At 67.9% G+C, this 23,366-nt stretch carries 24 protein-coding genes and 1 pseudogene; 7 read left to right on the forward strand and 18 right to left on the reverse strand.

The genetic code is table 11. The features are described 5' to 3' along the window. The 3 genes and pseudogenes from AC5Y31_RS09120 to AC5Y31_RS09130 form a co-directional block, all read right to left on the reverse strand. Nucleotides 1-1,243: pseudogene (locus tag AC5Y31_RS09120) on the reverse strand (IS1634 family transposase); the annotation flags it as partial. Between the two features lie 190 nt (nucleotides 1,244-1,433). Next, nucleotides 1,434-1,628 carry a ferredoxin gene (locus tag AC5Y31_RS09125; protein ID WP_499979796.1) on the reverse strand — a complete coding sequence of 65 codons (195 nt, stop codon included), beginning with the start codon at nucleotides 1,626-1,628 and terminating at the stop codon, nucleotides 1,434-1,436. A gap of 19 nt (nucleotides 1,629-1,647) precedes the next feature. Further along, the gene (locus AC5Y31_RS09130) at nucleotides 1,648-2,871 is read right to left on the reverse strand and encodes a cytochrome P450 (protein WP_499979798.1); all 1,224 of its coding nucleotides are present in this window, start codon (nucleotides 2,869-2,871) and stop codon (nucleotides 1,648-1,650) included. A 185-nt stretch (nucleotides 2,872-3,056) separates the two neighbouring features. Here AC5Y31_RS09130 and AC5Y31_RS09135 point away from each other — a divergent pair, with 185 nt between their 5' ends. Then, nucleotides 3,057-3,929, forward strand: a complete 873-nt coding sequence (locus AC5Y31_RS09135) for a cation diffusion facilitator family transporter (protein WP_499979801.1) — start codon at nucleotides 3,057-3,059, stop codon at nucleotides 3,927-3,929. 6 nt (nucleotides 3,930-3,935) lie between these two features. Here the strand turns inward: AC5Y31_RS09135 and AC5Y31_RS09140 are convergent, their stop codons facing one another. Beyond that, entirely contained in the window at nucleotides 3,936-4,352 is a 417-nt protein-coding gene (locus AC5Y31_RS09140; protein ID WP_499979803.1) for a DUF3151 domain-containing protein, read from the reverse strand. 108 nt (nucleotides 4,353-4,460) lie between these two features. Between AC5Y31_RS09140 and AC5Y31_RS09145 the strand changes: the two genes are divergently transcribed. Then, entirely contained in the window at nucleotides 4,461-5,342 is an 882-nt protein-coding gene (locus AC5Y31_RS09145; RefSeq protein ID WP_499979805.1) for an Rv0361 family membrane protein, read from the forward strand. Between the two features lie 78 nt (nucleotides 5,343-5,420). Here the strand turns inward: AC5Y31_RS09145 and fbaA are convergent, their stop codons facing one another. Next, on the reverse strand, nucleotides 5,421-6,455 hold the full coding sequence (gene fbaA, locus AC5Y31_RS09150) for a class II fructose-bisphosphate aldolase (RefSeq protein ID WP_499979806.1): 1,035 nt from the start codon (nucleotides 6,453-6,455) through the stop codon (nucleotides 5,421-5,423). Nucleotides 6,456-6,541: 86 nt separating this feature from the next. Between fbaA and AC5Y31_RS09155 the strand changes: the two genes are divergently transcribed. Next, nucleotides 6,542-7,240: a DedA family protein gene (locus AC5Y31_RS09155; protein ID WP_499979808.1), complete on the forward strand. Its 699-nt coding sequence runs from the start codon at nucleotides 6,542-6,544 to the stop codon at nucleotides 7,238-7,240. Here the strand turns inward: AC5Y31_RS09155 and AC5Y31_RS09160 are convergent. From AC5Y31_RS09160 to clpB, 11 genes are all read right to left on the reverse strand, one after another. After that, complete coding sequence (locus AC5Y31_RS09160; RefSeq protein ID WP_499980327.1) at nucleotides 7,218-8,351, reverse strand: glycoside hydrolase family 76 protein; 1,134 nt, start codon at nucleotides 8,349-8,351, stop codon at nucleotides 7,218-7,220. The two genes, AC5Y31_RS09155 and AC5Y31_RS09160, sit on opposite strands and share 23 nt — an antisense overlap. Nucleotides 8,352-8,381: 30 nt before the next feature. Then, nucleotides 8,382-9,623 (reverse strand): MFS transporter, encoded by a 1,242-nt coding sequence (locus AC5Y31_RS09165; protein ID WP_499979809.1) that lies wholly within the window; start codon nucleotides 9,621-9,623, stop codon nucleotides 8,382-8,384. Nucleotides 9,624-9,648: 25 nt separating this feature from the next. Then, on the reverse strand, nucleotides 9,649-10,488 hold the full coding sequence (locus AC5Y31_RS09170) for a metal-dependent hydrolase (RefSeq protein WP_499979811.1): 840 nt from the start codon (nucleotides 10,486-10,488) through the stop codon (nucleotides 9,649-9,651). A gap of 20 nt (nucleotides 10,489-10,508) precedes the next feature. Beyond that, nucleotides 10,509-11,219, reverse strand: coding sequence for a TrmH family RNA methyltransferase (locus AC5Y31_RS09175; protein WP_234787381.1), 711 nt, complete (start codon nucleotides 11,217-11,219; stop codon nucleotides 10,509-10,511). Further along, on the reverse strand, nucleotides 11,216-12,109 hold the full coding sequence (locus tag AC5Y31_RS09180; protein WP_499979812.1) for a hypothetical protein: 894 nt from the start codon (nucleotides 12,107-12,109) through the stop codon (nucleotides 11,216-11,218). Before AC5Y31_RS09180 ends, AC5Y31_RS09175 begins: the two co-directional genes overlap by 4 nt. Before the next feature lie 8 nt (nucleotides 12,110-12,117). Beyond that, nucleotides 12,118-12,666 carry an orotate phosphoribosyltransferase gene (pyrE, locus tag AC5Y31_RS09185; protein WP_065024337.1) on the reverse strand — a complete coding sequence of 183 codons (549 nt, stop codon included), beginning with the start codon at nucleotides 12,664-12,666 and terminating at the stop codon, nucleotides 12,118-12,120. Beyond that, nucleotides 12,653-13,429, reverse strand: a complete 777-nt coding sequence (locus AC5Y31_RS09190) for an SDR family NAD(P)-dependent oxidoreductase (RefSeq protein WP_499979815.1) — start codon at nucleotides 13,427-13,429, stop codon at nucleotides 12,653-12,655. The genes pyrE and AC5Y31_RS09190 overlap by 14 nt, the downstream gene beginning before the upstream one ends. A 91-nt stretch (nucleotides 13,430-13,520) precedes the next feature. Further along, nucleotides 13,521-14,408, reverse strand: coding sequence for a trehalose monomycolate transport factor TtfA (gene ttfA / locus AC5Y31_RS09195; RefSeq protein WP_499979817.1), 888 nt, complete (start codon nucleotides 14,406-14,408; stop codon nucleotides 13,521-13,523). Between the two features lie 86 nt (nucleotides 14,409-14,494). Then, nucleotides 14,495-15,715 (reverse strand): PecA family PE domain-processing aspartic protease, encoded by a 1,221-nt coding sequence (locus tag AC5Y31_RS09200; protein WP_499979818.1) that lies wholly within the window; start codon nucleotides 15,713-15,715, stop codon nucleotides 14,495-14,497. A 135-nt stretch (nucleotides 15,716-15,850) separates the two neighbouring features. Next, a complete protein-coding gene (locus tag AC5Y31_RS09205; RefSeq protein ID WP_499979821.1) occupies nucleotides 15,851-17,062 on the reverse strand; it encodes a PecA family PE domain-processing aspartic protease in 1,212 nt (403 codons plus the stop codon). Nucleotides 17,063-17,221: 159 nt separating this feature from the next. Then, a complete protein-coding gene (clpB, locus tag AC5Y31_RS09210) occupies nucleotides 17,222-19,768 on the reverse strand; it encodes an ATP-dependent chaperone ClpB (protein ID WP_065024341.1) in 2,547 nt (848 codons plus the stop codon). 232 nt (nucleotides 19,769-20,000) lie between these two features. On the opposite strand from clpB, the gene AC5Y31_RS09215 reads away from it, so the two are divergent. Together AC5Y31_RS09215 and AC5Y31_RS09220 are read left to right on the forward strand one after the other, a co-directional pair. Further along, nucleotides 20,001-20,438: a hypothetical protein gene (locus tag AC5Y31_RS09215; protein WP_499979823.1), complete on the forward strand. Its 438-nt coding sequence runs from the start codon at nucleotides 20,001-20,003 to the stop codon at nucleotides 20,436-20,438. After that, on the forward strand, nucleotides 20,425-20,685 hold the full coding sequence (locus tag AC5Y31_RS09220; RefSeq protein WP_499979824.1) for a hypothetical protein: 261 nt from the start codon (nucleotides 20,425-20,427) through the stop codon (nucleotides 20,683-20,685). The genes AC5Y31_RS09215 and AC5Y31_RS09220 overlap by 14 nt, the downstream gene beginning before the upstream one ends. A gap of 14 nt (nucleotides 20,686-20,699) precedes the next feature. Here AC5Y31_RS09220 and AC5Y31_RS09225 read toward each other — a convergent pair whose 3' ends face one another. After that, entirely contained in the window at nucleotides 20,700-21,122 is a 423-nt protein-coding gene (locus tag AC5Y31_RS09225; protein ID WP_499979826.1) for a hypothetical protein, read from the reverse strand. 437 nt (nucleotides 21,123-21,559) lie between these two features. Here AC5Y31_RS09225 and AC5Y31_RS09230 point away from each other — a divergent pair, with 437 nt between their 5' ends. Continuing rightward, complete coding sequence (locus AC5Y31_RS09230) at nucleotides 21,560-22,177, forward strand: TetR/AcrR family transcriptional regulator (RefSeq protein ID WP_499979828.1); 618 nt, start codon at nucleotides 21,560-21,562, stop codon at nucleotides 22,175-22,177. Here the strand turns inward: AC5Y31_RS09230 and AC5Y31_RS09235 are convergent. After that, nucleotides 22,148-22,606 carry a hypothetical protein gene (locus tag AC5Y31_RS09235; RefSeq protein WP_499979829.1) on the reverse strand — a complete coding sequence of 153 codons (459 nt, stop codon included), beginning with the start codon at nucleotides 22,604-22,606 and terminating at the stop codon, nucleotides 22,148-22,150. The genes AC5Y31_RS09230 and AC5Y31_RS09235 overlap by 30 nt on opposite strands. A gap of 83 nt (nucleotides 22,607-22,689) precedes the next feature. On the opposite strand from AC5Y31_RS09235, the gene AC5Y31_RS09240 reads away from it, so the two are divergent. Further along, the gene (locus AC5Y31_RS09240; RefSeq protein ID WP_499979830.1) at nucleotides 22,690-23,361 is read left to right on the forward strand and encodes a GAP family protein; all 672 of its coding nucleotides are present in this window, start codon (nucleotides 22,690-22,692) and stop codon (nucleotides 23,359-23,361) included. Nucleotides 23,362-23,366: the final 5 nt, after the last annotated feature.

Genomic DNA, 23,366 nt, shown 5'->3' on the forward strand with positions numbered 1-23,366 from the left:
AGATTGGCCTCATCGAGGCTGCGGTCACCACCGCGGACCTTCACGAATCGCGCGGCCTTGGCCTTCTTGTCTCCGGCCACGATCGCCCGCGCCCGGGCCTCCTGGGCCGCAAGCGTCTTCTGGTCACGCCGCGCCCGTTTGGCCGAGTACGACCAGATCGCCCGCCACGCCCCGGAATCGTGCTCGCGATCCCAGACGGGTTCAGCACGCAGCTTGGTGTCGTTGACCTTGGTGTTGCCGTGCCGGGGAGTGACGGTGTCGATCACCTGGCCATCGGCGAAAACATCGCCGTTCCAATGGAAATGGGACTCCAGATCCCCGGGCGCTTTCGTAACCCGCGAGCCCACGATGAACAACAGGCCCAACTCGTCGAGCGCTTTCAGATTGCTCTGCGACAGCATCCCGGCGTCAGCGGCCACGACCATCGGCGTGTCCTGCAGGCCGTGACGCTCCAGGAAGCTGGTGATGATCGGCACGATGGTCGTGGTCTCGGCGGTATTACCTTCGAAATATCCGATTTCCAAAGGGAATCCGGTCCGGTCGACGAGCAGACCGACAACGATCTGAGGGTCAATGCGCCGCTCTTTGCTGAACCCTACTTTGCGCAGTTCGTCCTCGTTCTCGGCCTCGAAATAGAGCGTCGTTACGTCGTAGAGCAGAAGGGACAGGCCACCGCAATCACTGCTGTAGTCAAAGCATTTGGTGGCGATCGTATCCCGATACCCGCCCGGTCCGACCAGGTCGAGATGACGGGCCATCGTGCGGTAGCACACCGTCGATACGCCCAGATCGGTCAACACCCGCTCGGCGTCGGCCTTGCTCGTGGGTTCCACGATCCGGGCGATGACCAGATCCCGGAACACGTCGTCGGCGACCACACCGAACCCGGCCAGTCGTAGACGCCCGCGAGGACGTCATAGAGCAGTCGTGAGCAAGTGCCCATCGTGCGCCCTGGCGGGACCACGGGCACTACGGCCGGCTTTGCCGGATCGGCGATCAGTGAGCGCTCGGCGCGGAAGTCGGCCACCTCGGTCATCGACTGCGCACGCGCGGCCACCTCGAAATCGAGTGCGGCCTGCCCACCAGCCACGACCTGCCGGGCCGCATCCAGCAGAATGCCCAGCTCAGCATCGGTATGCGCGGAACCCAGATGCGCCAGGATCACCACACGGCCCTGATCTTTGCGCGCGACCTGCACCGCCACCGCGCCTGAGGTCGTGCGCACCTTCCGCACGTACGCCACCGCCCGAACCTACCGGGCTAGTACCCCAAACACAGCACCGGGAAAGGAGAACCCACAGGTCAAAGCCCTAGCCGATCGAAAACTCGCTGTCCATGTCCGAAGTCAGGGCTGCGGCCTTGGATCAACGATCAACCCGATGCTGAATCGGTTGCAGCCCAAAATGATCGCGATCCCGGGCACTCGCTACCATTTACGATTCGTTGACGAGCCGCAAGGCCTGGGCGGGGCAGCTCTTGACCGCAAAACACACCAGATCGTGGTCTTCCTCGCGGATCTTGGCATTGTGCACGATGACCACACCATCGTCGCCGACCTCGAATACAGACGGGTGTATCCCTTCGCAGATCCCGTTGCCGACGCAGTTGTCGTTGGCTTCTACCTTCATGACAACTTTCCTTGGAATTTCAGGCCTCAGGGACGAACGGGATACTGATCGGCCTCCGGGTGAACATGCCCTTGGCGTACTTGATGGCATCGCAGTCGACGCTGAAGTTCGGGCACCGCGCGAGCAACTCTTCGAGAGCCACCCGCGACTCCATCCGTGCCGCGGCGTTGCCGATGCAGTGGTGGTTGCCTTGACCGAAGGTCAGGATCCCTTTTGGCTTGCGCAGCACGTCGAGTTCCTCGGCATCCGGTCCATACTGGCGCCAGTCGCGGTTCGCCGAGCCGTACAGCAATAGCGTCTTGCGCCCGGCGGGGATCGTCACGCCATTTATCTGTACGTCACGAGTTGTGGTGCGGGCCAATCCCTGCACCGGCGACGTCAGACGCAACAACTCCTCCACAGCTTCGCCGATCCGGCTTGGGTCCTCGATCAACTTCGCCCGCTGATCGGGGTGCTCGGTGAGCAACGGGGCGCTCCCGCCGAGCATCCCGGTTACGGTGTCATTACCCCCCGTGACCATGGTGAATGTCCAGCCCATGATCTTCTGCAAGCCACTGACATCGCCGTCAGCGCCGAGGCCAGCCGCAACCATATGGGAAATCGTGTCATCGCCCGGGTCAGCCTTGCGTCTTTCGACCAACTCGGCGAAGTACCCGAACATTTCCATAGCGGCGTCCATGGCCGCCTGCGACTGGCCCTCGGCTACGGCGCCGGAAACGATGGCGTCGGTCCACACGTCGAACTGCCCCTGATCCCCTTCGGGGACACCGAGGTAGTGCGCGACCACCATAGAGGGCAGAGGTTTGAACAACTCGGTGACGATGTCGCCGCCGCCATTGGCGCGCAACCGCTCGATACGCTCGACGACGAATTTGCGAACCGCAGGCTCGACCTTGACCATCTGCTTCGGGGTGAATCCCTTGTGCACCAGACGGCGCAACTCGGTGTGTTCCGGGGGGTCTAGAAACACCAGCGGACGATTGTCGGCGAGGCCCAGCCTCTCGACCTCGCCATAGTCGACGGTCAACCCGTGATAGGACGAGAACGTCTCCCAGTCACGAACCGCATCCACCACATCGGCATAGCGGGACAGCACCCAATAATCCTTGTCCGGAGCGTGGTCCGGAATTACGTGGTGCACGGGGTCGTGTTCACGCAACGCGGCATACATCGGCCACGGACTGCGCCAGGACTCACCCGAGCGCGGTGAGAACGTCACTGCCTCGTCCTGCATCGTCGTCATGCGGCTCCTCCATCTCACGTGCTGCGGCGGCTCAAGTGACACTGCGTAAATGTCGATTATTCGTCATCTGATTACCGAATATTCGTACAATAGTAGTTGTGTGCGAGGACACCTGCAAGCCCAGTTCGGGGTTGGGCCACATCCGGTCGGCTCCTGCGGACCGGCAACGGATTAGATTCGTCGGCATGCACAGCCACACCGACGCCCGGCTGTCCCGGATGGTCATCGCGGCGGTGATCCTGGCCGCGCTGTTCACCGTCGAACTGACCACGGCCGTGGTGATCGGCTCGATCGCGTTGCTGGCCGACGCCGGGCATCTGCTCACCGACCTGGCCGCCCTGTTCATGGGGGTGGCGGCGGTGATGCTGGCCCGGCGCGGCAGCACGTCGCCGTCGCGCACCTACGGCTGGCACCGCGCCGAGGTGTTCACCGCGGTCGCCAACGCGGTGCTGCTGATCGGAATGGCGACGTTCATCCTCACCGAGGCGATCCGCCGCATCGGCACCGCACCGGATGTGCCCGGCGGGCCGATGATCGTCGTCGCGATCGCCGGACTGGCCGTCAACGTCGGGGTGGCCCTGCTGTTGCGCTCGCATTCGGCGCACAGCCTCGCGGTGCGCGGCGCCTACATGGAGGTGGTAGCCGACACCGTCGGCAGCGTGGGCGTGCTGATCGCCGGTGTCGTCACGCTGACCACCAGCTGGCCCTACGCCGACGTGGTGGTCGCCGTCTTCGTCGCGCTGTGGGTGCTGCCGCGGGCGTTCGCGCTGGCCGGGGCCGCGCTGCGAATCCTGTCGGAGGCCTCGCCGAGCCACATCGACGTCAACGAACTGCGCGCGGCGCTGGCCGGCGTCGACGGCGTCACCGACGTCCACGACCTGCACGTCTGGACGCTGGTGCCGGGCCAGGACATGGCCACCGCCCACCTGTGCGCCGATACCGACCCCGGCCGGGTGCTCGGCCAGGCGCGCGCGGTGCTGGCCGCCCGCGGCCTGACCCATGCCACCGTGCAGGTGGAGCCGCCCGGGCAGGGCGGCGACTGCCCCATCGGATGCTGACGAGGGTCAGCTCAGCCCCAGCGCCGAGCGGGCGTCGGGGTCGCAGTCGTCGAGCAGGGCCAGGCAGCGCGCCTGCTCCTCGGTCTCCCCAATGGTGGCGGCGGCACGCGCCAGCGCGGCCACACACCGCAAGAAGCCCCGGTTGGGTTCATGCGCGTACGGCACCGGACCGTGGCCCTTCCACCCGTTGCGGCGCAGCTGGTCCAGGCCCCGGTGGTAACCGGTGCGCGCGTAGGCGTAGGCGGTGACCGCCTTGTCCTCGGCCAATGCCGCTTCGGCCAGCGCCGCCCACGCCACCGAGGCTGCCGGATGCGCGGCCGCGACAATCTCGGGGTTCTGGTTGGCCCGCAGGCCGGCCTCGGCGTCGGGGTCGCCGGGCAGCAAGACCGGATCGGGGCCGAGGAGATTACCGGTGTGAGTCACATCGTTCATTCTGCCGCGCCATCCACGGCCAGCCACTCCGGCAACCCGCCTGCTCGCTCAGTAAGCTGGCGCCCAGCAGATTCGCTAGCGGGAGGACAGCACTAGCCCATGCCGAACCCATCCGGCCCCGACCGCGACGACGTTCCTGCCTCACCAGCACCCGGTCACGGTCCCCAGACCGGCGAAGCCGCCATCGAGCAGCCCGACGGCGACGACCAGGCCACCGAAGTCCACCCCGTCGTCTCGGCGGACGACGACACCGCCACCACGGTGATTACCGAAACCGGCCCGCAATCCGACGACGACGCCGAGGCCGTCACCGAGGTGATCACCACCGAAGCCCCCTCCGGCCCTTCGGCCGCCGGCCCCACCGGGCCGCCGGAGCGCCGATTCACCGCGCCGGGGTTCGACGCCGGACAGACCGAGGTCATTCCGTCGGTGGGCGACGCCGACACGGAATTGTTCGCCCGGCGCGGCGGGAAGGCCGGAAAGGCCACCCCGCAACAGATTCCGCCGCGGCTGGGCGGCAAACTGCCCGTCACCGTCTCCCGCAGCTGGGGCTGGGTGATGGCGCTGATCCTGATCATCCTGGCGCTGGCCGTCGTCGCGGTGCTCGGCACGTTATGGCTGACCCGCGACGAGCGGCAAGCCGCCTCGCAGGAGGAGAAGGTGCGCGGCACGATCTCGAACTTCGACGTCGCCATGCAGAACGGCGACCTGGCTGCGCTGCGCAGCCTGACCTGTGGCGACATCCGCGACCGCTACGTCAACTACGACCAGAAGGCCTGGGACGACACCTACCGCCGGATCGCGGCGGCCAAGCAGTATCCGGTGGTCGCCAGCATCGACGAGGTCGTGGTCAACGAGGGGCACGCCGAAGCCAACGTCACCGCGTTCATGGCCTATGAGCCGCGGGTCCGCTCCACCCGCAGCTTCGACCTGCAGTTCCGCGACGACCAGTGGAAGATCTGCCAGTCCCACGGCGGGTAGCAACCCCGCGAACAGTCGCCAAAGCCCCCAAATCGCGGTGGATTTGGGGGCTTTCGCGACTGCTCGGCGTAAGGCCGGTCAGCTGCTGAGGGTCTTGCCGGCGCTGTGCAGGTCGTTGCACGCCTCGATGACCCGCTCGGTCATTGCGGCCTCGGCCTTCTTGAGGTAGCTGCGCGGGTCGTAGGTCTTCTTGTTGCCGACCTCGCCGTCGATCTTGAGCACCCCGTCGTAGTTGGTGAACATGTGCGCGGCGATCGGGCGGGTGAACGCGTACTGGGTGTCGGTGTCGACGTTCATCTTCACCACACCGTGCTGCAACGCCTCTTCGATCTCGGACTTCAGCGAACCCGAGCCGCCGTGGAAGACGAAGTTGAACGGCTTGGAGCCGGCCGCCAGACCCAGCTTCGCCGCCGCCACCTTCTGACCCTCGCCCAGGATGTCGGGGCGCAGTTTGACGTTGCCGGGCTTGTAGACGCCGTGCACGTTGCCGAAGGTGGCGGCCAGCAGGTACTCGCCGTGGTCGCCGACCCCGAGGGCGTCGATGGTCTTCTCGAAGTCCTCGGGGGTGGTGTAGAGCTTCTCGTTGATCTCGGCTTCCACCCCGTCCTCTTCGCCGCCGACCACGCCGATCTCGATCTCCAGGATGATCTTGGCGGCCGCCGCCTTGGCCAGCAGCTCCTCGGCGATGGCCAGGTTCTCGTCGATCGGCACGGCCGAGCCGTCCCACATGTGCGACTGGAACAGCGGGTCCTTGCCCGCCTTGACCCGCTCGGTCGAGATCGCCAGCAGCGGACGCACGAAACCGTCCAGCTTGTCCTTCGGGCAGTGGTCGGTGTGCAGCGCCACGTTGATCGGGTACTTGGCGGCGATCACGTGGGTGAACTCGGCCAGCGCCACCGCGCCGGTCACCATGTCCTTGACGCCCAGACCGGAGCCGAACTCCGCGCCGCCGGTGGAGAACTGGATGATGCCGTCACTGCCGGCGTCGGCGAAACCCTTGATGGCGGCGTTGATGGTCTCCGACGACGTGCAGTTGATCGCCGGGAACGCGTACGCGTTCTCCTTGGCGCGGCTCAGCATCTCGGCGTAGACCTCGGGGGTGGCGATGGGCATGGAACACTCTCCTCTTGGCTGACCGAACCTGCCCTCGAGTATCTCAGCAACGGTTTCCCACGGAGCCCCGGGTATGTTGGTGCGTCATGAGCATGACGGTGGCGGCGATGCCCCACATCTTGGACCCGATGTACTGGATCGGGCAGGGCGGGGTATTCGAGCACGCCGTACTCCCGGCGATCCTGGTGATTGTCTTCATCGAGACCGGTCTGCTGTTTCCGCTGCTGCCGGGTGAATCACTGTTGGTCACCGGTGGCCTGCTGGCCGCCGCCGGCAACCCCGACATCTGGGTGCTGGCGCCGTCCGTGGCGGTCGTGGCGGTGCTGGGTGACCAGTGCGGCTATTTCATCGGCCGTCGTATCGGTCCGGCGCTGTTCAAGAAGGAGGACTCCCGCTTTTTCAAGAAGCACTATGTGACCGACTCACATGCCTTCTTCGAAAAGTACGGTCCGGTGGCGATCATCCTGGCCCGCTTCGTGCCGTTCGCCCGGACCTTCGTCCCGGCGATCGCCGGCGTGTCCTACATGCGCTACCCGGTCTATCTGGCCTTCGACATCGTCGGCGGGATCCTGTGGGGAGCCGGGATGACGCTGACGGGCTATCTGTTGGGGACCAAGGTGCCGGGCATCACCGACCACCTGGAATTGATCATCATCGGGATCCTGTTCGTCTCGCTGCTGCCGGCGATCTTCTCGGCGACCAAGGCCTACCTGTCGCGCCGGCGCAATCGCGCGGCCGAGACGCCGGACGACGAGTCCGCGCTCAGCCTGCGGAATCCCGACTAAGCCCGCTCGGGCCGGCCGCTGCCACCGTGTGGGCGGCCTCCATCAGCATCCAGCCCGACAGCTGTACCGACAGGTCGCGTTCGGGCACCTCGGACTCGTTGACGGCACCGCCGACGGAGGTGGCCACCGCACCCTCGGCCCGCGGCAGGTCGGCGGCGCGGTCCCAGAACGCCCCGAACAACGGCAGCCCGTCCACCGACTGCCGGTAGTCCCACGCCGATTTCGCCGACGTCAGCACCAGCTCGGCGGCGGTGTCGCGGGCCTCGGTGTCGGCGGCGGAATCACCCGGAAGGTCGGTGGCGACCAACGCCAGATACCGGGCGGTGATCCCGGCGAACAGCCCGCCGTCGCCCCCGCCGGCGCCTTTGAGCACCCCGCCGGGGGCCATCTGCTTGTGTACCGCGGCCACCAGCCGGTGCACGCGGGCGGCGTGCCGCTCAGCTCCGGTGCGCACCGCCAGCTCGGTCTCCAGCCCCAGCACCACGCCCTGGCAGTAGGTGTACTGGGCCCGCACCAGCGACCCACCCCTGATGCCGTCGAACACCAGGTGAGTCTCCGGGTCGATCAGGGTGTCGTCGATCCAGTCGCCCATCTCCCTCGCACGCTGGAGCCACTCGGCTTCGCGGGCCAGGAAGATCCCGGCCGGCCCGTTGGCAGGGGCGTTAAAGAACGGCTCGGTGAACTGTTCGTCTTTGCGCCAGGGGATGCCGCCGCCGGCCTCGGGCATCCAGGAGTCGGTCAGCTGGCGGGTCAGGGTGCCCAGCGCACGGTGCCGGTCGATGCCGGTGACGGCGCAGGCCCGCTGGATCGCTAGCGCCAGCCACGCCATGTCGTCGTAGTAGGCGTTGGTCCAGCGGAACACATTGCGCAGCCGGTGGCTGCGGATCTGCCGCTTGATCCGGGTCGCCCGTTCGGGCTGCGGGTCCCGCAGTTGCGCGTCGACGAGGCAGTCCAGCAGGTGCGCCTGCCACCAGTAGTGCCAATGCGGGGCGCGCCGGACCGGCGGCCAGGCCACCACGCCCAGCTGGGTGCCCGGCAGATGCCAGAGCGGTTTGAGGTGCCTCGCGGTGACAGCGGCCTCGGCACTCTCGGCCCGATTCGCCCATCGCAGATCCATAGCCCCAGATCCTGCCCTACCAGCTCACGTCGTACCGCCACAACCGCCCCGGGCTGCCCGCCCCGGACGCCTCAACAGGTAGGCCAGCGCGACGACCGTCGCGGCGAGCCCGGACAGCGCGGCGACACCCAGCGCCCAGCGCGGGCTGAACGCGTCGGCGATCCAACCGATCAGGGGCGCACCGATCGGCGTGGTGCCCACCGCGATGGCCAGCCGCAGCGCCATCACCCGCCCGCGCATCACCGGGTCGGTGGTCAGTTGCATCAGACTGTTCGTGGCATTGGTGAACGTCAGCGTGCAGACCCCGATCACCGCGAGCGCGACGCCGAACAGCCAGACGCCGGGCGCGACGGCGGCGAAGGCGAAACCGACGCCCAAGACCGCCGCGCTGATGAGCAGTGACTGGAAGCGGGGCCGTTCCCAGCCCGCGGCGAGCAGTGCCCCGGCGAGCGTACCGACCGCCATTACCGAGGACAGTAGCCCGTATTGGTTTGCGCCGCCGTGGAAGACCGTGACCGACATGGTCGAGATGAAGATCGGAAAATTGAGTCCGAAGGTACCGATCAGAAACAGCATCCACAGGATCGCCTTGAGATCCGGACGCGCCCAGACGTAGCGCAAGCCCTCCATGAGGTTGCCCCGGGCCGGTCCGACCGCACGAGGGTTGGGATGGAGCTCGCACACCCGCAGTAGCCCCAGCGAGGCGAGCACGGCACCGAAGGACGCCGCATTGATCAGAAACGCCCATCCGGTGCCGACGGCGGCGATCAGCACACCGGCGACGGCGGGACCGATCATCCGGGCGGCATTGATGGACGCCGAATTCAGCGCCACCGCATTGGAGAGATCGTCGTCTTCCACCAGATCCGAGACGAACGTTTGGCGCGCCGGCATGTCGACCGCGCTGACGCAGCCGGACAGCAACGCCAGGACGTAGACGTGCCATAGCTCGACCAGGCCGGTGACGGTCAGGATGCCGAGGACGAGCGCCAGGATTCCCAACGCCGCCTGGGTGGCGATCAGGAGTCTGCGCCGGTCGAAACGGTCGGCCGCGTAACCGGTCCAGGGCAGCAGGAGCAGCTGCGGCCCGAATTGCAGGCCCATGACGACCCCGACCGCGGTTCCGCTGCGGGCGGTGAGCTCGGTCAGCACCAGCCAGTCTTGGGCGGTGCGCTGCATCCAGATTCCGATATTGGAGACCAGCGCCCCGGCCGCCCAGAGCCGATAGTTGAAGACCTTCAGTGACCTGAATGTGCTTCTGGCCATGCCCGGCTACCTGTTTGATTCACCGTCAGCGCAGGTGCTCGACTAATGTGCCGCCGTCGCCGAAGAGCTTGCGCTGCCACAGTTCCAGCAGCGCTGTGGTGTCCACGTCGTCGGGGTGGAAGCCGGGTTTGAGATAGCGCAGTAGGTCGCGCAACAGCCCTTTGAAGAACGGGCCACGCAGCAGCGCGCGGCTTTCTCGCAGCAGCCGAACCGGATGGCGGCGCGCCACCGGGTCGCGGGCGATCGAGATCGCCACCGCCAGCAAGGTGGCCGGAACCGTGGTGGCGATCAGGAACGTCATCGCCGCGATCCGGATGGGCTCGGTGCCGCCGACGGCACGGTAGACGTCGAACGCCACCGACTTGTGCTCCAGTTCTTCCAGCGCATGCCAATTCAGCAGGTTCCACACCTCCGGTGTACCCGGAATGGCCTGGATCTCCGCGCTGGACAGGATCCGTTCGGCCAGTACCGCGGTGTAGTGCTCGGCACCGGCGGTCATCGCCAGGTGCACCCGCGGTGACATTCGTTGCTCGCGTCGACACAGCTTGTCCCGCATGGATTTCGAGTCGCGCCATGCGATCCGGTAGCCGCGGTCGATGAGTGCGGCGTTGAGCCGGCGATGTTCCCGCCCGTGGGTGGATTCCTGGCCGATGAAGCCGGCGGCCCGGCGCTTGAGCATCGGATCGGTGATCTGGTCGGTGACCCGACGCACCGAACGGATGAACGACTCCTCACCGGGCGGGAAGCTGCCCGACAGCTCGGCGACGAAATGGCTGAGCACCATGTTGTCGTCGGCGAAATAGCGGCCGTCGGGGGCGTGAAACTGGAAGCGGATGCGCCGGGTGGTCAGCTGGTTGTCCCGCACCACGTCTCCAATGCTCGCTGCTACCAGGCGTTTTCCAGGTTGCCATGCCGGGCGATCCAGGCGTGCATGACGATACCGGCGGCCACCCCGACGTTGATGCTGCGGGTCGAGCCGAACTGGGCGATCGACACCAGCACATCGGCGCCCGCGCGCATCTCGTCGCTGATACCGGGGCCTTCCCGGCCGAAGACCAGCAGGCAGTCGGCCGGCAGCGCGGTCTGCTCCAGGCGCACCGCCCCGGCGACGTTGTCGGCCGCGACGACGGTCAGGCCGTGCTGCGCGGCGAAATCCAGCAGTCCGGCGACGTCGTCGTGGTGCCGTAGCCGCTGGTAGCGGTCGGTGACCATGGCGCCGCGCCGGTTCCAGCGCCGCCGCCCGACGATGTGCACGGTGTGCACGGCGAACGCGTTGGCGGTGCGCACCACTGAGCCGATGTTGGCGTCATGCCCGAAGTTCTCGATCGCCACATGCAGCCGGTGCCGCCGCCGGTCGATGTCGGCGATGATCGCCTCGCGGCTCCAGTAGCGGTAGGCGTCGACAACGTTGCGGTGGTCGCCTTCGCGCAGCAGTTCCGGGTCGTAGCGCGGGTCGGCCGGCGGCTCGCCCGGCCACGGCCCGACGCCGTTGGCCGGCGGGAACCACTCGGTCGGGCCCGGCGGTTCAGCGAGGCTCGACGAAGGAGAGGCGAAGCTGGGACCGCCGCATGGGTCCGGGCCCTGTGCGTCGGTCACGTCGTGGTCCATACCGCGGCGTGGGTGCCCACCACCGACACCGAGGCGTAGAGCAGCGCAGCGTTGATCTCTCCGTGTGTGCACAGCGACGTCGGCACGTGCACCGAGTTCAGCGACGCCTCCGGCAGGATCAGCACAGCCGACCCGGAGGCCAGGCAGTCCGGTCCCAGCCCGCGGATCGGCGTCGACGGGCCGGCGATCAGCATCAACGGCCCACCGCGCGCCTGCGCGTCGTCCCGGTACTGACCGGCGAGCGCATCGGCGGTCAGGGTGATCACCATATATCCGTTGCCGGAGAACGCTTTCGGGTCACCGAGGGCGGCCGGCGCCAGCGGCACACCGTCGGCCCGGTAGGCCGCCACGCCCTGCGTGGTGAGCACCAGCCCGGTGTCGTAGGGGTTGACCGGTGGCAGCCCCACCGGGAACGCCGCGCCGTAGGCCACCGTGGTGTCCTTGATCCGGTCGGCCGGCGAGTAGGCGTAAATCCCGCGCACCGCGCTGCGTTCCTTCAACGGGCCCAGGCACACGGTGCCGTCCAGCCGATCCGGTTCGCGGTTCGACAGCGGCGTCGGCGTCAGCTCCCCCAGCGCATCGCAGCTGCCCAGCCCCGTGGCCTCGACCGTGCGCGCCGGGGTGCCGTACACCCCGAATCGCAGCTCGTTGGCCGCGGCGTGCGGCGCATCCGAGTCGGCCAGGTGCCCCTTGACGTCGATCAGCACGTGGTCGACTTCCCAGCGCAGGTTGGTCAGCGTCATCTCCCAGCCCAGCAGGGTCAGCGCCTCACCGAGCCGGGCGCCCTGGGCGCCGTACGGGCCGGTCGGGCCCGGGCTGGAGCAGCCGGCCACGCACGCGACGGCCAGCGCCAGCCACGCCGCGATCAGTGTCCGCACAACCGGGCTCAGCCCAGTCCGAGCTCGGCCAGGCCGAGCACGCTGCGATAGGGCACGCCCTCGGCCTCGATGGCCTCGGCCGCTCCCGTGGCGCGGTCCACCACGGTGGCCACGCCGACGACCTGCCCGCCGGCGTCGCGCACCGCACGCACCGCGGTCAGCGCCGACCCGCCGGTGGTGCTGGTGTCCTCGACCACCAGGACCGGCCGCCCGCTCACGTCGGCGCCTTCGATAAGGCGTTGCATGCCATGGGCTTTCACCGATTTGCGGACTACGAAGGCGTCAATCGGCCGGCCCGGGGCGTGCATGACGGCGGTCGCCACCGGATCCGCGCCCAGGGTCAGACCGCCCACCGCGACGTAGTCCCAGTCGTCGGTGAGCTGGCGGACCAGCCGGCCGATCAGGGCGCCGGCCCGGTGGTGCAAGGTGGAGCGGCGCAGGTCGACGTAGTAGTCGGCCTCGGCGCCCGAGGACAGTGTCACGCGGCCGTGCACGACCGACAGGTCGCGCACCAGCGCGGCCAGTTCGTCGCGCTCGTCGCCGTTAAGTGCGCCCACGGCCCCGCCCGAAGGTGTTGGTCAGCGTCCGCGACAGCCCCCGCGGAATCAGCCGGCTGGCGGTGGTCAAGGCCTTGTACTGCAGGCCCGGGACGCTGATGACGTCGCCGCGGGCGATGTCGGCCAGGCTGGCCGCGACGACGTCGTCGACCTCCATCCACAGAAACGACGGCAAGGTGGCCATGTCGATGCCGGCGCGTTCGTGGAATTCGGTGTGCACGTAGCCCGGGCAGACCACGTGGATGCCGACGCCGGTGCCGTTCAGTCCCCCGGCCAGGCCTTCGGTGAACGACACCACCCAGGCTTTGGACGCCGAGTACGTCGAGCCGCGCCCGGACAGCAGGCCCGCGACGCTGGCCACATTGACGACGGTGCCGGCGCCCGCTTCGACCATCGCGGGCAGTGCGGCCCGGGTCAGCTGCATCACCGCGGTGACGTTGACGTCCAGCTGCGATTGCAGCAGCGCGGGGTCGGCGGTCCAGAACTCACCGGAGGTGCCGAAGCCGGCGTTGTTGACCAGCACCCGCACGCCGGCGCGCAGCCGCTCGGCCACCGTCGCGCGGCCGTCGGCGTCGGCCAGGTCGGCGGGCAGCACTTCGACATCGCAACCGTGACTGCCCCGCAGTTCGGCCGCCAGCGCCTCGAGTCGTTCGGCGTCGCGGGCGACCAGAACCAGGTCATAGCCGTCGGCGGCGTAGCGGCGCGCGTAGCCGGCGCCCAACCCGGAGGTAGGCCCGGTGACCAGGGCCGTGGGTCGTGACATGACGGACAGCGTAGCGGCGATCGCCAGCACGACGAAGTCGGGCGCCGCGGGTCGCCGCCATCAGCCCGAGCCGGTGGACCGGCGGCCGCGGTCAGCGCTGATAGTGCGCGGTCTGCCGGCCGTTGCGGCCCGGAGCCGGGGCGTGCAGCATGCCCTCATCGCGGGCCGTCCGGCGCCGTGGCCGTTCGACGGCGGCGGCGGTGTTGCCCAACGGCGGAGTGGCCGCCCGGGACGGAGCCGCCGTCTGCTCGGCTGCGCCGTCCTCCGCGGATTCCGCCACGCCACCGGAACCCAGCGGGCGGCTGGGCTGCCCGTTGCGCCGGGCCGCCGGCTTGGCCGATGCGGCAGCGGCTTCGACGGGCTGACGCCGCGGCGTCGGCGGCAGCACCCGCAGCAGGTCGTTGAACTGGCGGACGCTGCGCAGACCCTCGTCCCACTGGGCGCGGGTGCTGGTGACCGGCATGCTGACCAGGGTCCAGTTCGCCTCGTTCCACATGATCTCCGCGCAGTCCGGCGCGGTGTGGGCGAAGGTGACCATCCGCCGGTCGCAGGCACGGCGCGCTGCGTCGAGGTTGGTGGAGTAGACCATCCGCGGGCCGATCGCCCCGAGCAGCCAAATGTCGTTCTCGCGTGGCTCTTTGAGACCTTTGAGCCGCACGTCGACGACGACGTTGGTGCTGACCTTGCGGTGCAAGGCGATCACCGTGGCGACCTCGTCCAGGTCGAAGATGTAGACCGCCTCACCGCGGATCTGGCCGAGCACCACGTTGCGGACCGGCGCGTCGCCGACGGTCGAGATCACGCCGCGTTTCCAGCGTCGCAGGATCTCGGTGGACTCCGGTTCGAAGTCGAAGCCGTGCGAGCGGGCCCAGGACTTGCGGCGCCGGCTGCGGCCGCGGCGCTGGTCGAGGTCCACGTACAGCAAGACGCCCGCGCCGACGAAACACAGCGCGGACAGCGTGAACCAGAGCGGGACCATTAGGCCTAGCGTATCTGTTGTCGGCCCGGAAGCGAGAACGCTTGCCGGTCACAACCGCGTATCAGCACGATTCCAAGAGGTCAACGTCACAGCTCGAGGGCGCTGGAGCCGCCGAAGATGGTGGTCCCGGTGCCGCTCGGGCTGTAGGAGATGTAGATCGGCTGCTGGGCGAACGGGAAGTTGCCGGTGTTCATGCTGTCGCCGGAGGTCACGGTCGGGGAGTTGAAGGCCGTGTTCGAGTTGTGCACCGTGTACTCGTACAGCAGGTTGTTGGTGCCGTGCTGGTAGACCGCGATGGTCGTCCCGTCGGGTAGGCCGCCGTTGCTCTCCGGCGTGATGCCGTTGAGCGCCGAGGACGGCATGGTGCCGTACACCCCGCCGGAGTCGACGACCGCGCTGACGGCCTGGTGTGTACCGCCGTTGATGCTGAGGTCCAAGGTCGTCCAGGGCGCCCCGGCGACCGAGGTCCCGTCGGTCAACGGATTGGCGCCGAAGACCAATTCGTGGTTGGCCTGGTCGATCAGCAAGCCCTGACCGAGATCCCCGGGCAGCGCCGCCGTCGGAATGCTGTCCGGTGTCGGCCCGAGCGCGTTGGGTCCGACCCCCAGCACGCCGACGACGTTGGCCGGGCCCAGGTAGTCCTGGATGGACCACGGGCCGAAGAGGTTGAAGTTCGCCGGGAACGCGAAGAGCACGGCATCGACGGTGCTGTCGGCGGTGACGTGGTCGCCGGCGGCGTCGGTGAAGGTGACCGTGGTGGGCAACTCCACATAGAAGTAGTCCAGGGAACCGCCGAACTGGCCGATGTTGAAGCCGGTGGGCAGGCCGGTGATGCCGGTCCACGGGATATCCCAGATCGGCATGACCAGGCCGGCCGCGCCGGAGTCGACCAGCAGGGGTTCCGCCGCGCCGCCGCCCACCGAAACGTTCACCACCGGTTCGGTGGTGGCGTTGACCGTCAGCGGGACGGTGAAGGTGTCCGGGGTGACGACGTCCGGGCTGGACGCGACGGCGCTGCCGGCCGTGCTCGCATCGGCGGCCCCGCCGAACAGCCACTGCTCAAGGTCGTTGATCGGGGTAGCGACCAGGTTCTGGTACCAGCCCTCGAACAGGGAGTCCAAGGAGGCCAGCGCCGAGCCGGGATCGGTATCGGCGGCGATACCGGGATCAACCGCACTGAGCGCATCGATGATCGGCTGGAACAGATCATCGACGTCGGCATTGGCCGCCGGCGCGGCCCCGAACGCCAGGAACGCCCCGGCCGTCGCGGTCGCACCGATCACCTGGCGTCGATGAGCTGCTGACATACCCGCAACCTCCCCCGGTCACGGACAGCCGCAACCAACAGCGGTTACGTTAACCCCCGCAGGGGCGTAGAACACCAGGGGATTTACCCAAGAAACAGCCAAAAATCGCCGGGGACGTCAGCGAGGCCGGTGATGTCATCCCGCCTGGATGAGGGTGCCCCCGACGATGGTCTGCCCGCCGGGCACGGTGTAGTTGATGTAGACCGGCTCCTGGCCGAACAGCCAGTTGCCGGTGTTCATGCCACTGTTGGCGCCAACCACGACCGGGCTGCGCACCTCACCCGCCTGGGAGCCCACCGTGTAGGAGTACAGCAGCGTGCCGTCCTTGGCGTAGACCGAGATGTCCGTCCCGTCGGGCAGGGCTCCGTTGGCGGTCGGGGTAATACCCGCGCCCGTCAACACCGAGGACGGCATGGTGCCGTAGACACCGCCGGAGTCGATCACCGCTTTGACGTCGCTCATCGGCCCGTCATTGAGCTGGACCTTCAAGTCGGCCCAGGGCGACCCGGCAATCACGGTGCCGCCCTCGTACGGGTTGTCCCCGAAGATCAACTGCTTGTTCGCCTGGTCGATCAGCACGCCGTTGCCGAGGTTGCCGGGCAGATCGGCGGTCGGAATGTGGTCGGGAGTGGGCCCGAGCGCGTTGGGACCGATCCCCAAGACCCCGGTGGACGAGCCGGCCAGGTAGTCGTAGATGGACCAGGAGCCAAAGGGATTGAGGTCTGCCGGGAACGCGAAGAGCACCGCGTCCACCGTGGTGTCGGCGGTGACGGTGTTGCCGCCGGCGTCGGCGAAGGTGACCGTGGTGGGCAGCTCCAGATAGAAGTAGTTCAGCGCCCCGCCGAACTGGCCGATGTTGAAGCCGGTGGGCAGTCCGGTGATGCCGAACGGGTTGATGTTCCAGATCGGCACGACCAGCCCGGCCGCGCCGGTGTCGACCAGCACCTCGGTCTGCGCGCCGCCGCCGATCGAAACGTTGACCACCGGCTGGGTCCCGAGGTTGACGTCCATCGGAACCGTGAAGCTGTCCGGGAGGTTGGTGCTGTCCTCGTCGTACGCGACCGCACTGCCGGGCAGATCCGCACCGAACAGCCACGGCGCGACGCCGTGCAGCGGGGTGTAGACGAGGTCCTGGTACCAGCCCTCGAACAGCGCGTCCAACGACGCCAGAGCGGAGCCCGGGTCGGTGTCGGCCGCGATGCCGGGGTCGACGCTGCTGAAGGCGTCGAGGATGGGCTGGAACAGGTCGTCCCAGTCGGCGTGGGCCGCCGGCGCGGGCGCGCTCAGTGCCAGGAAGGCCCCTGCCGCACTGACGGCGCCGACCAGGCGATGACGACGACCTGACATAGCGTGCCCCTCCGAATTAACGACGAAATTGTAAAACCCCGGACTTTCTCAGCATCGTTAGATTAACCGATCAGCTTCGTCATCGCATCCGCGAGCAAGCGGAGGCAAGGAAGAGGTCCCCCGCCGGGCAGCGGGGGACCTCTCACTCTCGGGGGAACGTCAGCCCAGGATCAGCGACTCGCCATCCACGCCGACATTGACCGGCACGACGTCGCCGTCGTGCACTTCCCCGGCCAGCAGCATCTTGGCCAGCTGGTCGCCGATGGCCTGCTGGATCAGCCGGCGCAGCGGACGCGCCCCATAGATCGGGTCGAACCCGCGGTGCGCCAACCACTTCTTGGCCTCCAGGGAGACCTCCAGTTGCAGCCGGCGCTGCGCCAGCCGCTTGGACAGCTGCTCGAGCTGGATGTCGACGATCGACACCAGTTCCTCGGGGTTGAGGCCCTCGAAGATCAGCACGTCGTCGAGCCGGTTGATGAACTCGGGCTTGAACGCGGCCCGCACCGCGGCCATCACCTGCTCGTCGCTGCCCCCCGACCCAAGGTTGGAGGTCAGGATCAGGATGGTGTTGCGGAAGTCGACGGTGCGGCCCTGGCCGTCGGTGAGCCGGCCCTCGTCGAGCACCTGCAGCAGCACGTCGAACACGTCCGGGTGCGCCTTCTCCACCTCGTCGAAGAGCACCACGGTGTAGGGCCGGCGGCGCACCGCCTCGGTCAGCTGACCGCCCTGGTCGTAGCCGATGTAGCCGGGGGGCGCCCCGACCAGCCGCGCGACCGAGTGCTTCTCGCCGTATTCGCTCATGTCGATGCGCACCATCGCCCGCTCGTCGTCGAACAGGAAGTCCGCCAGGGCCTTGGCCAGCTCGGTCTTGCCCACGCCGGTGGGGCCGAGGAACAAGAACGAGCCCGTCGGCCGGTTCGGGTCGGCGACCCCGGCCCGGCTGCGCCGAACCGCGTCGGAGACCGCCTGCACCGGCTTACGTTGCCCGACGACGCGCTTGGCGAGCTCGTCTTCCATCCGCAGCAGCTTGGCGGTCTCGCCCTCCAGCAGCCGCCCGGCCGGAATGCCGGTCCAGGCGCTCACCACGTCGGCGATGTCGTCGGGCCCGACCTCTTCCTTGAGCATGACGTCTTCGCGGGCCTGCGCGTCCGGCAACGCCGCCTCGAGCTTCTTCTCCACCTCAGGGATGCGCCCGTAGCGCAGCTCGGCGGCCTTGGCCAGGTCGCCGTCGCGTTCGGCGCGGTCGGACTCCCCGCGCAGGGTCTCCAGCTGTTCCTTGAGTTCCCGCACGACGTCGATGGCGTTCTTCTCGTTGTGCCACCGGGTGGTCAGCTCGGCCAGCTTCTCCTTGTAGTCAGCCAGCTCGGCGCGCAGCTTCTCCAGCCGATCCTTCGACGCCGCGTCCTCTTCCTTGCTCAGCGCCATCTCTTCGATCTCCAGCCGGCGCACCAGCCGCTCGACCTCGTCGATCTCGACGGGCCGCGAGTCGATCTCCATCCTCAACCGCGAGGCGGCCTCGTCGACCAGGTCGATCGCCTTGTCCGGCAGGAACCGTGCGGTGATGTAGCGGTCGGACAGCGTGGCCGCGGCGACCAGCGCCGAGTCGGTGATCCGCACCCCGTGGTGCACCTCGTAGCGGTCCTTGAGGCCGCGCAGGATGCCGATGGTGTCCTCGGCCGACGGTTCGCCGACGTAGACCTGCTGGAACCGGCGCTCCAGCGCGGCGTCCTTCTCGATGTATTTGCGGTACTCCTCGAGCGTGGTCGCGCCGACCAGCCGCAGCTCACCGCGGGCCAGCATCGGCTTGATCATGTTGCCGGCGTCCATCGCGCCCTCGCCGGTCGCACCGGCGCCGACGATGGTGTGCAGCTCGTCGATGAAGGTGATCACCTGTCCCGCAGCGTTCTTGATCTCGTCGAGGACGGCCTTGAGCCGCTCCTCGAACTCACCGCGGTACTTGGCGCCGGCCACCATCGACCCCAGGTCCAGGGAGACGACGGTCTTGTCGCGCAGGCTGTCCGGGACGTCGCCGGCGACGATGCGCTGGGCCAGGCCCTCCACGATCGCGGTCTTGCCGACGCCGGGCTCACCGATGAGCACCGGGTTGTTCTTGGTGCGCCGGGACAGCACCTGCACGACCCGACGGATTTCGGTGTCGCGCCCGATCACCGGGTCGAGCTTGCCTTCGCGGGCGCGGGCGGTCAGGTCGGTGGAGTATTTCTCCAGGGCCTGGTAGCTGGCCTCCGGGTCAGGGTTGGTGACCCGGGCGCTGCCGCGCACCTTGACGAAGCCGTCCTGCAGGACCTGCGGTGAGGCACCGTGGCCGCTGAGCAGCTTGGCGACGTCGGAGTCGCCGGTGGCCAGACCGACCATCAGGTGCTCGGTGGAGACGTACTCGTCGTCGAGTTCGGTGGCCAGCTGCTGGGCGACGGTGATCGCGGCCAGCGATTCGCGGGACAGCTGCGGTTGCGCGCTGGCGCCGCTGGCCTGCGGCAGCCGGTCGAGCAGGTGCTGGTTCTCGGTGCGAATCGTCGCCGGGTTTACCCCGACCGCCTCCAGCAGCGGCGCGGCGATCCCGTCGTTCTGGGTCAATAAGGCCTGCAGCAGGTGTGCCGGCCGGATTTCGGGATTGCCGGCGGCGGTGGCCGCCTGCAACGCCGCGGTCAGGGCCGCCTGCGTCTTGGTGGTCGGGTTGAACGAGTCCACGACACCTCCATATCGGGGTCAGAGCGGGCCTGGGAAGGCTCGCCAAAAATGCTTGTCGTGTTGTCCAACGTCGTCAAGGTTGAGTCTGTTCCGCTCAACCCTAGATTTCTTTGCGCCGGCTGCGCGATTTCATACCCGACACGCCGTTGCGGGCGTATCAATCGGCACTTTCGGCGGCCTGCGACACCTTCCAAACGGCTAGATGTCGGCATCCGATCGTACGTTCGGCAGCGTGGCCAACCTGCCCGACCTTCGCGACAACATGCGGGACGAACAGATTCCCGTTGATTGTCTGCTGTTGAGGGGAGGACCCGACTCGGTTGCAAAGCTTCTCCGGCACGCCGAGCGAACGCGCCGCATGTTTTGCCTCGACGGTGCTCCGGCGCTCGGCATCTCGATGTTCGCTGCAACCGACGACATTGGTCTTGGTTCCTTGGGCGGAATATTGGCGGGGAAGCTGGGCACCTACAGGTGTATCCACTCCGTACAGCCAGGGGATCTCGCGGCGGCCGGATTCAAGATTCTCCCGACATTCCGTCAGCCGCACGTCACCGTCCTGATCGAATCTGCGGACGAGATTCCAGCACTCCTGTCCGCGCTAGGCCCGGCGCAGGTCAACGATCAGTATGGTGGAGACAAGCATTGGAGGTTCCCCGATGATCGTCGTTGATGTCGCTGCAGACCTGAACGCGGAGGACCAGTCCGGCTACGTCTGGGCCTTTCTCGACGAGGCGCGTGATCCGTCGATCATCACCCCGGGCGCAGTGGTGGTCGCAGGCGACGCCGACGCGGCTGCGGTGGCAGTCGTCGTCGACATGGTCGCCCACCCCAACGGCACGGTCGTACACCTCAATATCCTGCCCGGCCGCGTCGATGACTATCTGGCTCTAGCAAGACGCGTGCACTCAGTGGTTTAAACCAGGCTTGAACCTCACCCCAGCCGCAGCACCCGACGCGCATTCTGCGCCATCCGTGGCAACCGGGAGGCCCCCATCAGCGCCCGGAACAGCCAGCTGTCATCGGAGGGCAGCACGCCGGCCGATTGGGTGGCATCGAGCAGATCGAACAGGGTCTCACCCTCATACATCAGCCCGTCTGCGTTGAAGTGGTAGCGATCCACCGCGGTGCACTGCACGAACGTGCCGACGCCGTGGATGGTCGGCGCGGACTCGTCGTACGGGTAGAACCGCAGACTGCCGCTGAAGTGCCCACTGCCGATGTAGCGGACGATGACCCGGGTCTCGCCCTCCGGGGTGACGTCGAAGTAGACCTGCCCGGGCAGTGGGTCGTAGCGCCAGTCCGGGATGGCGTCCAGGAAGGAGAAGTTGTAGCGCTCGAATTCCTTGAGCCCCACGATGATCCGGCGATGATCCGGCCGAACGTGGTGGGGTCCTTGTAGCGCAGGTCCGGAGTGTAGAGCTCCTCGTTGAGCGACATGTCGCGCACCAGCCAGCTCCACCAGTATTTCTTGGCCCAGTCGGCGGCGAACGCCACGTCGATGCCGCGGTCAGCGTAGTGGGCGATCTTGCGGTCCAGGTCGACGAACCACTGCTCGGTCATGGCGTTGAGCTCCGGCTCGGTGAGCACCTTGACCTTCCCACCCGCCCGGTTTCCGGCGAGGTACTCCGGCAGGGGCTGACGCAACCGCGGTTTGGCGATGGCCTCCCGGAAAAGCGCCTCGTCGAACATGCTGCCCACCTTTCACCCCGATTGGAATCGATTGATTCCTTTAAGAATGACAGGCGCCCCCAGTAGAATCAAGCGATTCCTATAACGCGGGACGGGTGATCGATGGACGCGACGACGCCGCGGGTATGGCGAGGCCAGACCCACGACGACCGGAGTCAGGTTCGCCGAGCCCAGCTGATGCAGGCCGGGTTCGAACTGCTGGGCACCGAGGGCGCAGCCGGTGTCACCATGCGGGCGGTGTGCCGCCACGCCGGGCTGAGCCCTCGCTACTTCTACGAAAGCTTCACCGACACCGACGAATTGACCCTCGCGGTGTACGACCACTGCAATGCCGAGCTGGTGGCCGCCATCGCCGACGCCGCCGGTACCGAATCCCCGGTGAGCGCGGCGGTCGACGCGGCCGCCGGATACTTCGAGGCCGACCCACGCCGGCTGCGGATCCTGCTGCGCGAGCCGCAGTCCAGCGACCTCCTCGCCGGCCACCGCTCCGACGTGCTGCCCGGCCTGTTGACCGAGCTGGCCGGATCAGCCGGCGTCAGCGATCCGCCCCTGCCCCCCGCCGTGCGCGCCATGCACGCCAGCGCGCTCTCGGGTGCGCTCACCGAGTTGGTTCTGGACTGGGTCGGCGGCCGGCTGCGCGTCAGCCGCGCCGAACTGGTGGCGTTCGCAACCGGCCTGGTGCTGGCCAGCCTAGGCGGAACCGGCCCGTCGGGGAGTTGATTCTCCGCAGGCGCCGGGTCGCAAACGCGTCCAGAGGTAGAGCCCGAGCCACACCGCGTAGCCCACCGCCATACCGGTGTACATCACAGCCGGATCGGTTTGGGCGTGCACGCTGAGGTAGAGCACGACGCCGGCCGCCAATGCCGGCAGCGCCGCCGCGCGACGCCGCATGCCGAGCGCTGCGGCGACGAGCACGATCGACACGATCAGCAGCACCGGGCTGATCCGGTGCAACACGTCGAGTGCGCCGGTGAGCCACCCCCCGGCCTCCCCAGCGCCGTGCGCGGCGTGACCCATGCCGGCCGCAGCCGATGCTCCGACGCCGAGTGCCACCAGGATCGCCGGCAGACAGCAACCCAGGGTGCAGACCAATGCCGCGATCAGTCCGGTGACGCCGACCCGGCGTCCCACCATATCCGCCTTGCGCACGCCACTGAACCTATACCCCGTACGGGTATCTAGCAAGGCCAGTGGTGACGTTCCACTACCGACCGGTCGGCTACCGTGCTGCCATGACGTCCGGCTTGGGTTCGGTGTGGACCGCGTTGATTCCTCTCGCGCTGGTGGTGGCGCTCTCCCCGATCACCGTCATCCCGGCGGTGCTGGTGCTGCATACCCCGAGTCCGCGCGAGACCGGGCTGGCATTTCTCGTCGGCTGGCTGGCGGGTCTGGCCGCACTCACCGCGGCCTTCGTGGCCGCATCGGGACTGCTGGGCGGTTTGCGCACCACACCGCCGGCGTGGGCCGCGTGGCTACGGATTGTGGTCGGTGTGACGCTGATCGCGTTCGGTATCTACCGCTGGACCACCCGGCACGGACACGGCGAGATGCCGGGCTGGATGCGCTCATTCACCGCGATGACCCCGCTGCGCGCCGGGCTGATGGCCGCGGTACTGGCCGTGGTCCGACCCGAGGTGCTGTTCATGGCCGCCGCTGCGGGGCTGGCCATCGGCAGCGCCGGGCTGACCAGCGCGGGGGCGTGGCAGGCGGCCGCGTTCTTCGTCGCCATCGCCGCATCCACGGTGGTGGTCCCGATTCTGGGCTATCTCGCGGCCAGCCACCGGCTCGATCCGGCGCTGGAGCGGCTCAAGGACTGGATGCAACAACAGCACGCCGCGCTGGTCGCCGTCATCCTCGTCCTCATCGGTGCCATGGTGACCTACAACGGGATTCACGCGCTGTAGCTGAT

The sequence above is a fragment of the Mycobacterium sp. NGS18 genome (assembly GCF_059813185.1).

Bases quoted from the DNA above. Each gene is read 5' to 3' on its own strand.
- AC5Y31_RS09125 (WP_499979796.1), bottom strand. From the start codon at position 1,628: ATGAAGGTAGAAGCCAACGACAACTGCGTCGGCAACGGGATCTGCGAA.
- AC5Y31_RS09130 (WP_499979798.1), bottom strand. From the start codon at position 2,871: ATGACGACGATGCAGGACGAGGCAGTGACGTTCTCACCGCGCTCGGGT.
- AC5Y31_RS09135 (WP_499979801.1), top strand. From the start codon at position 3,057: ATGCACAGCCACACCGACGCCCGGCTGTCCCGGATGGTCATCGCGGCG.
- AC5Y31_RS09145 (WP_499979805.1), top strand. From the start codon at position 4,461: ATGCCGAACCCATCCGGCCCCGACCGCGACGACGTTCCTGCCTCACCA.
- fbaA (WP_499979806.1), bottom strand. From the start codon at position 6,455: ATGCCCATCGCCACCCCCGAGGTCTACGCCGAGATGCTGAGCCGCGCC.
- AC5Y31_RS09155 (WP_499979808.1), top strand. From the start codon at position 6,542: ATGAGCATGACGGTGGCGGCGATGCCCCACATCTTGGACCCGATGTAC.
- AC5Y31_RS09165 (WP_499979809.1), bottom strand. From the start codon at position 9,623: ATGGCCAGAAGCACATTCAGGTCACTGAAGGTCTTCAACTATCGGCTC.
- AC5Y31_RS09190 (WP_499979815.1), bottom strand. From the start codon at position 13,429: ATGTCACGACCCACGGCCCTGGTCACCGGGCCTACCTCCGGGTTGGGC.
- ttfA (WP_499979817.1), bottom strand. From the start codon at position 14,408: ATGGTCCCGCTCTGGTTCACGCTGTCCGCGCTGTGTTTCGTCGGCGCG.
- AC5Y31_RS09200 (WP_499979818.1), bottom strand. From the start codon at position 15,715: ATGTCAGCAGCTCATCGACGCCAGGTGATCGGTGCGACCGCGACGGCC.
- AC5Y31_RS09205 (WP_499979821.1), bottom strand. From the start codon at position 17,062: ATGTCAGGTCGTCGTCATCGCCTGGTCGGCGCCGTCAGTGCGGCAGGG.
- AC5Y31_RS09220 (WP_499979824.1), top strand. From the start codon at position 20,425: ATGATCGTCGTTGATGTCGCTGCAGACCTGAACGCGGAGGACCAGTCC.
- AC5Y31_RS09230 (WP_499979828.1), top strand. From the start codon at position 21,560: ATGGACGCGACGACGCCGCGGGTATGGCGAGGCCAGACCCACGACGAC.
- AC5Y31_RS09240 (WP_499979830.1), top strand. From the start codon at position 22,690: ATGACGTCCGGCTTGGGTTCGGTGTGGACCGCGTTGATTCCTCTCGCG.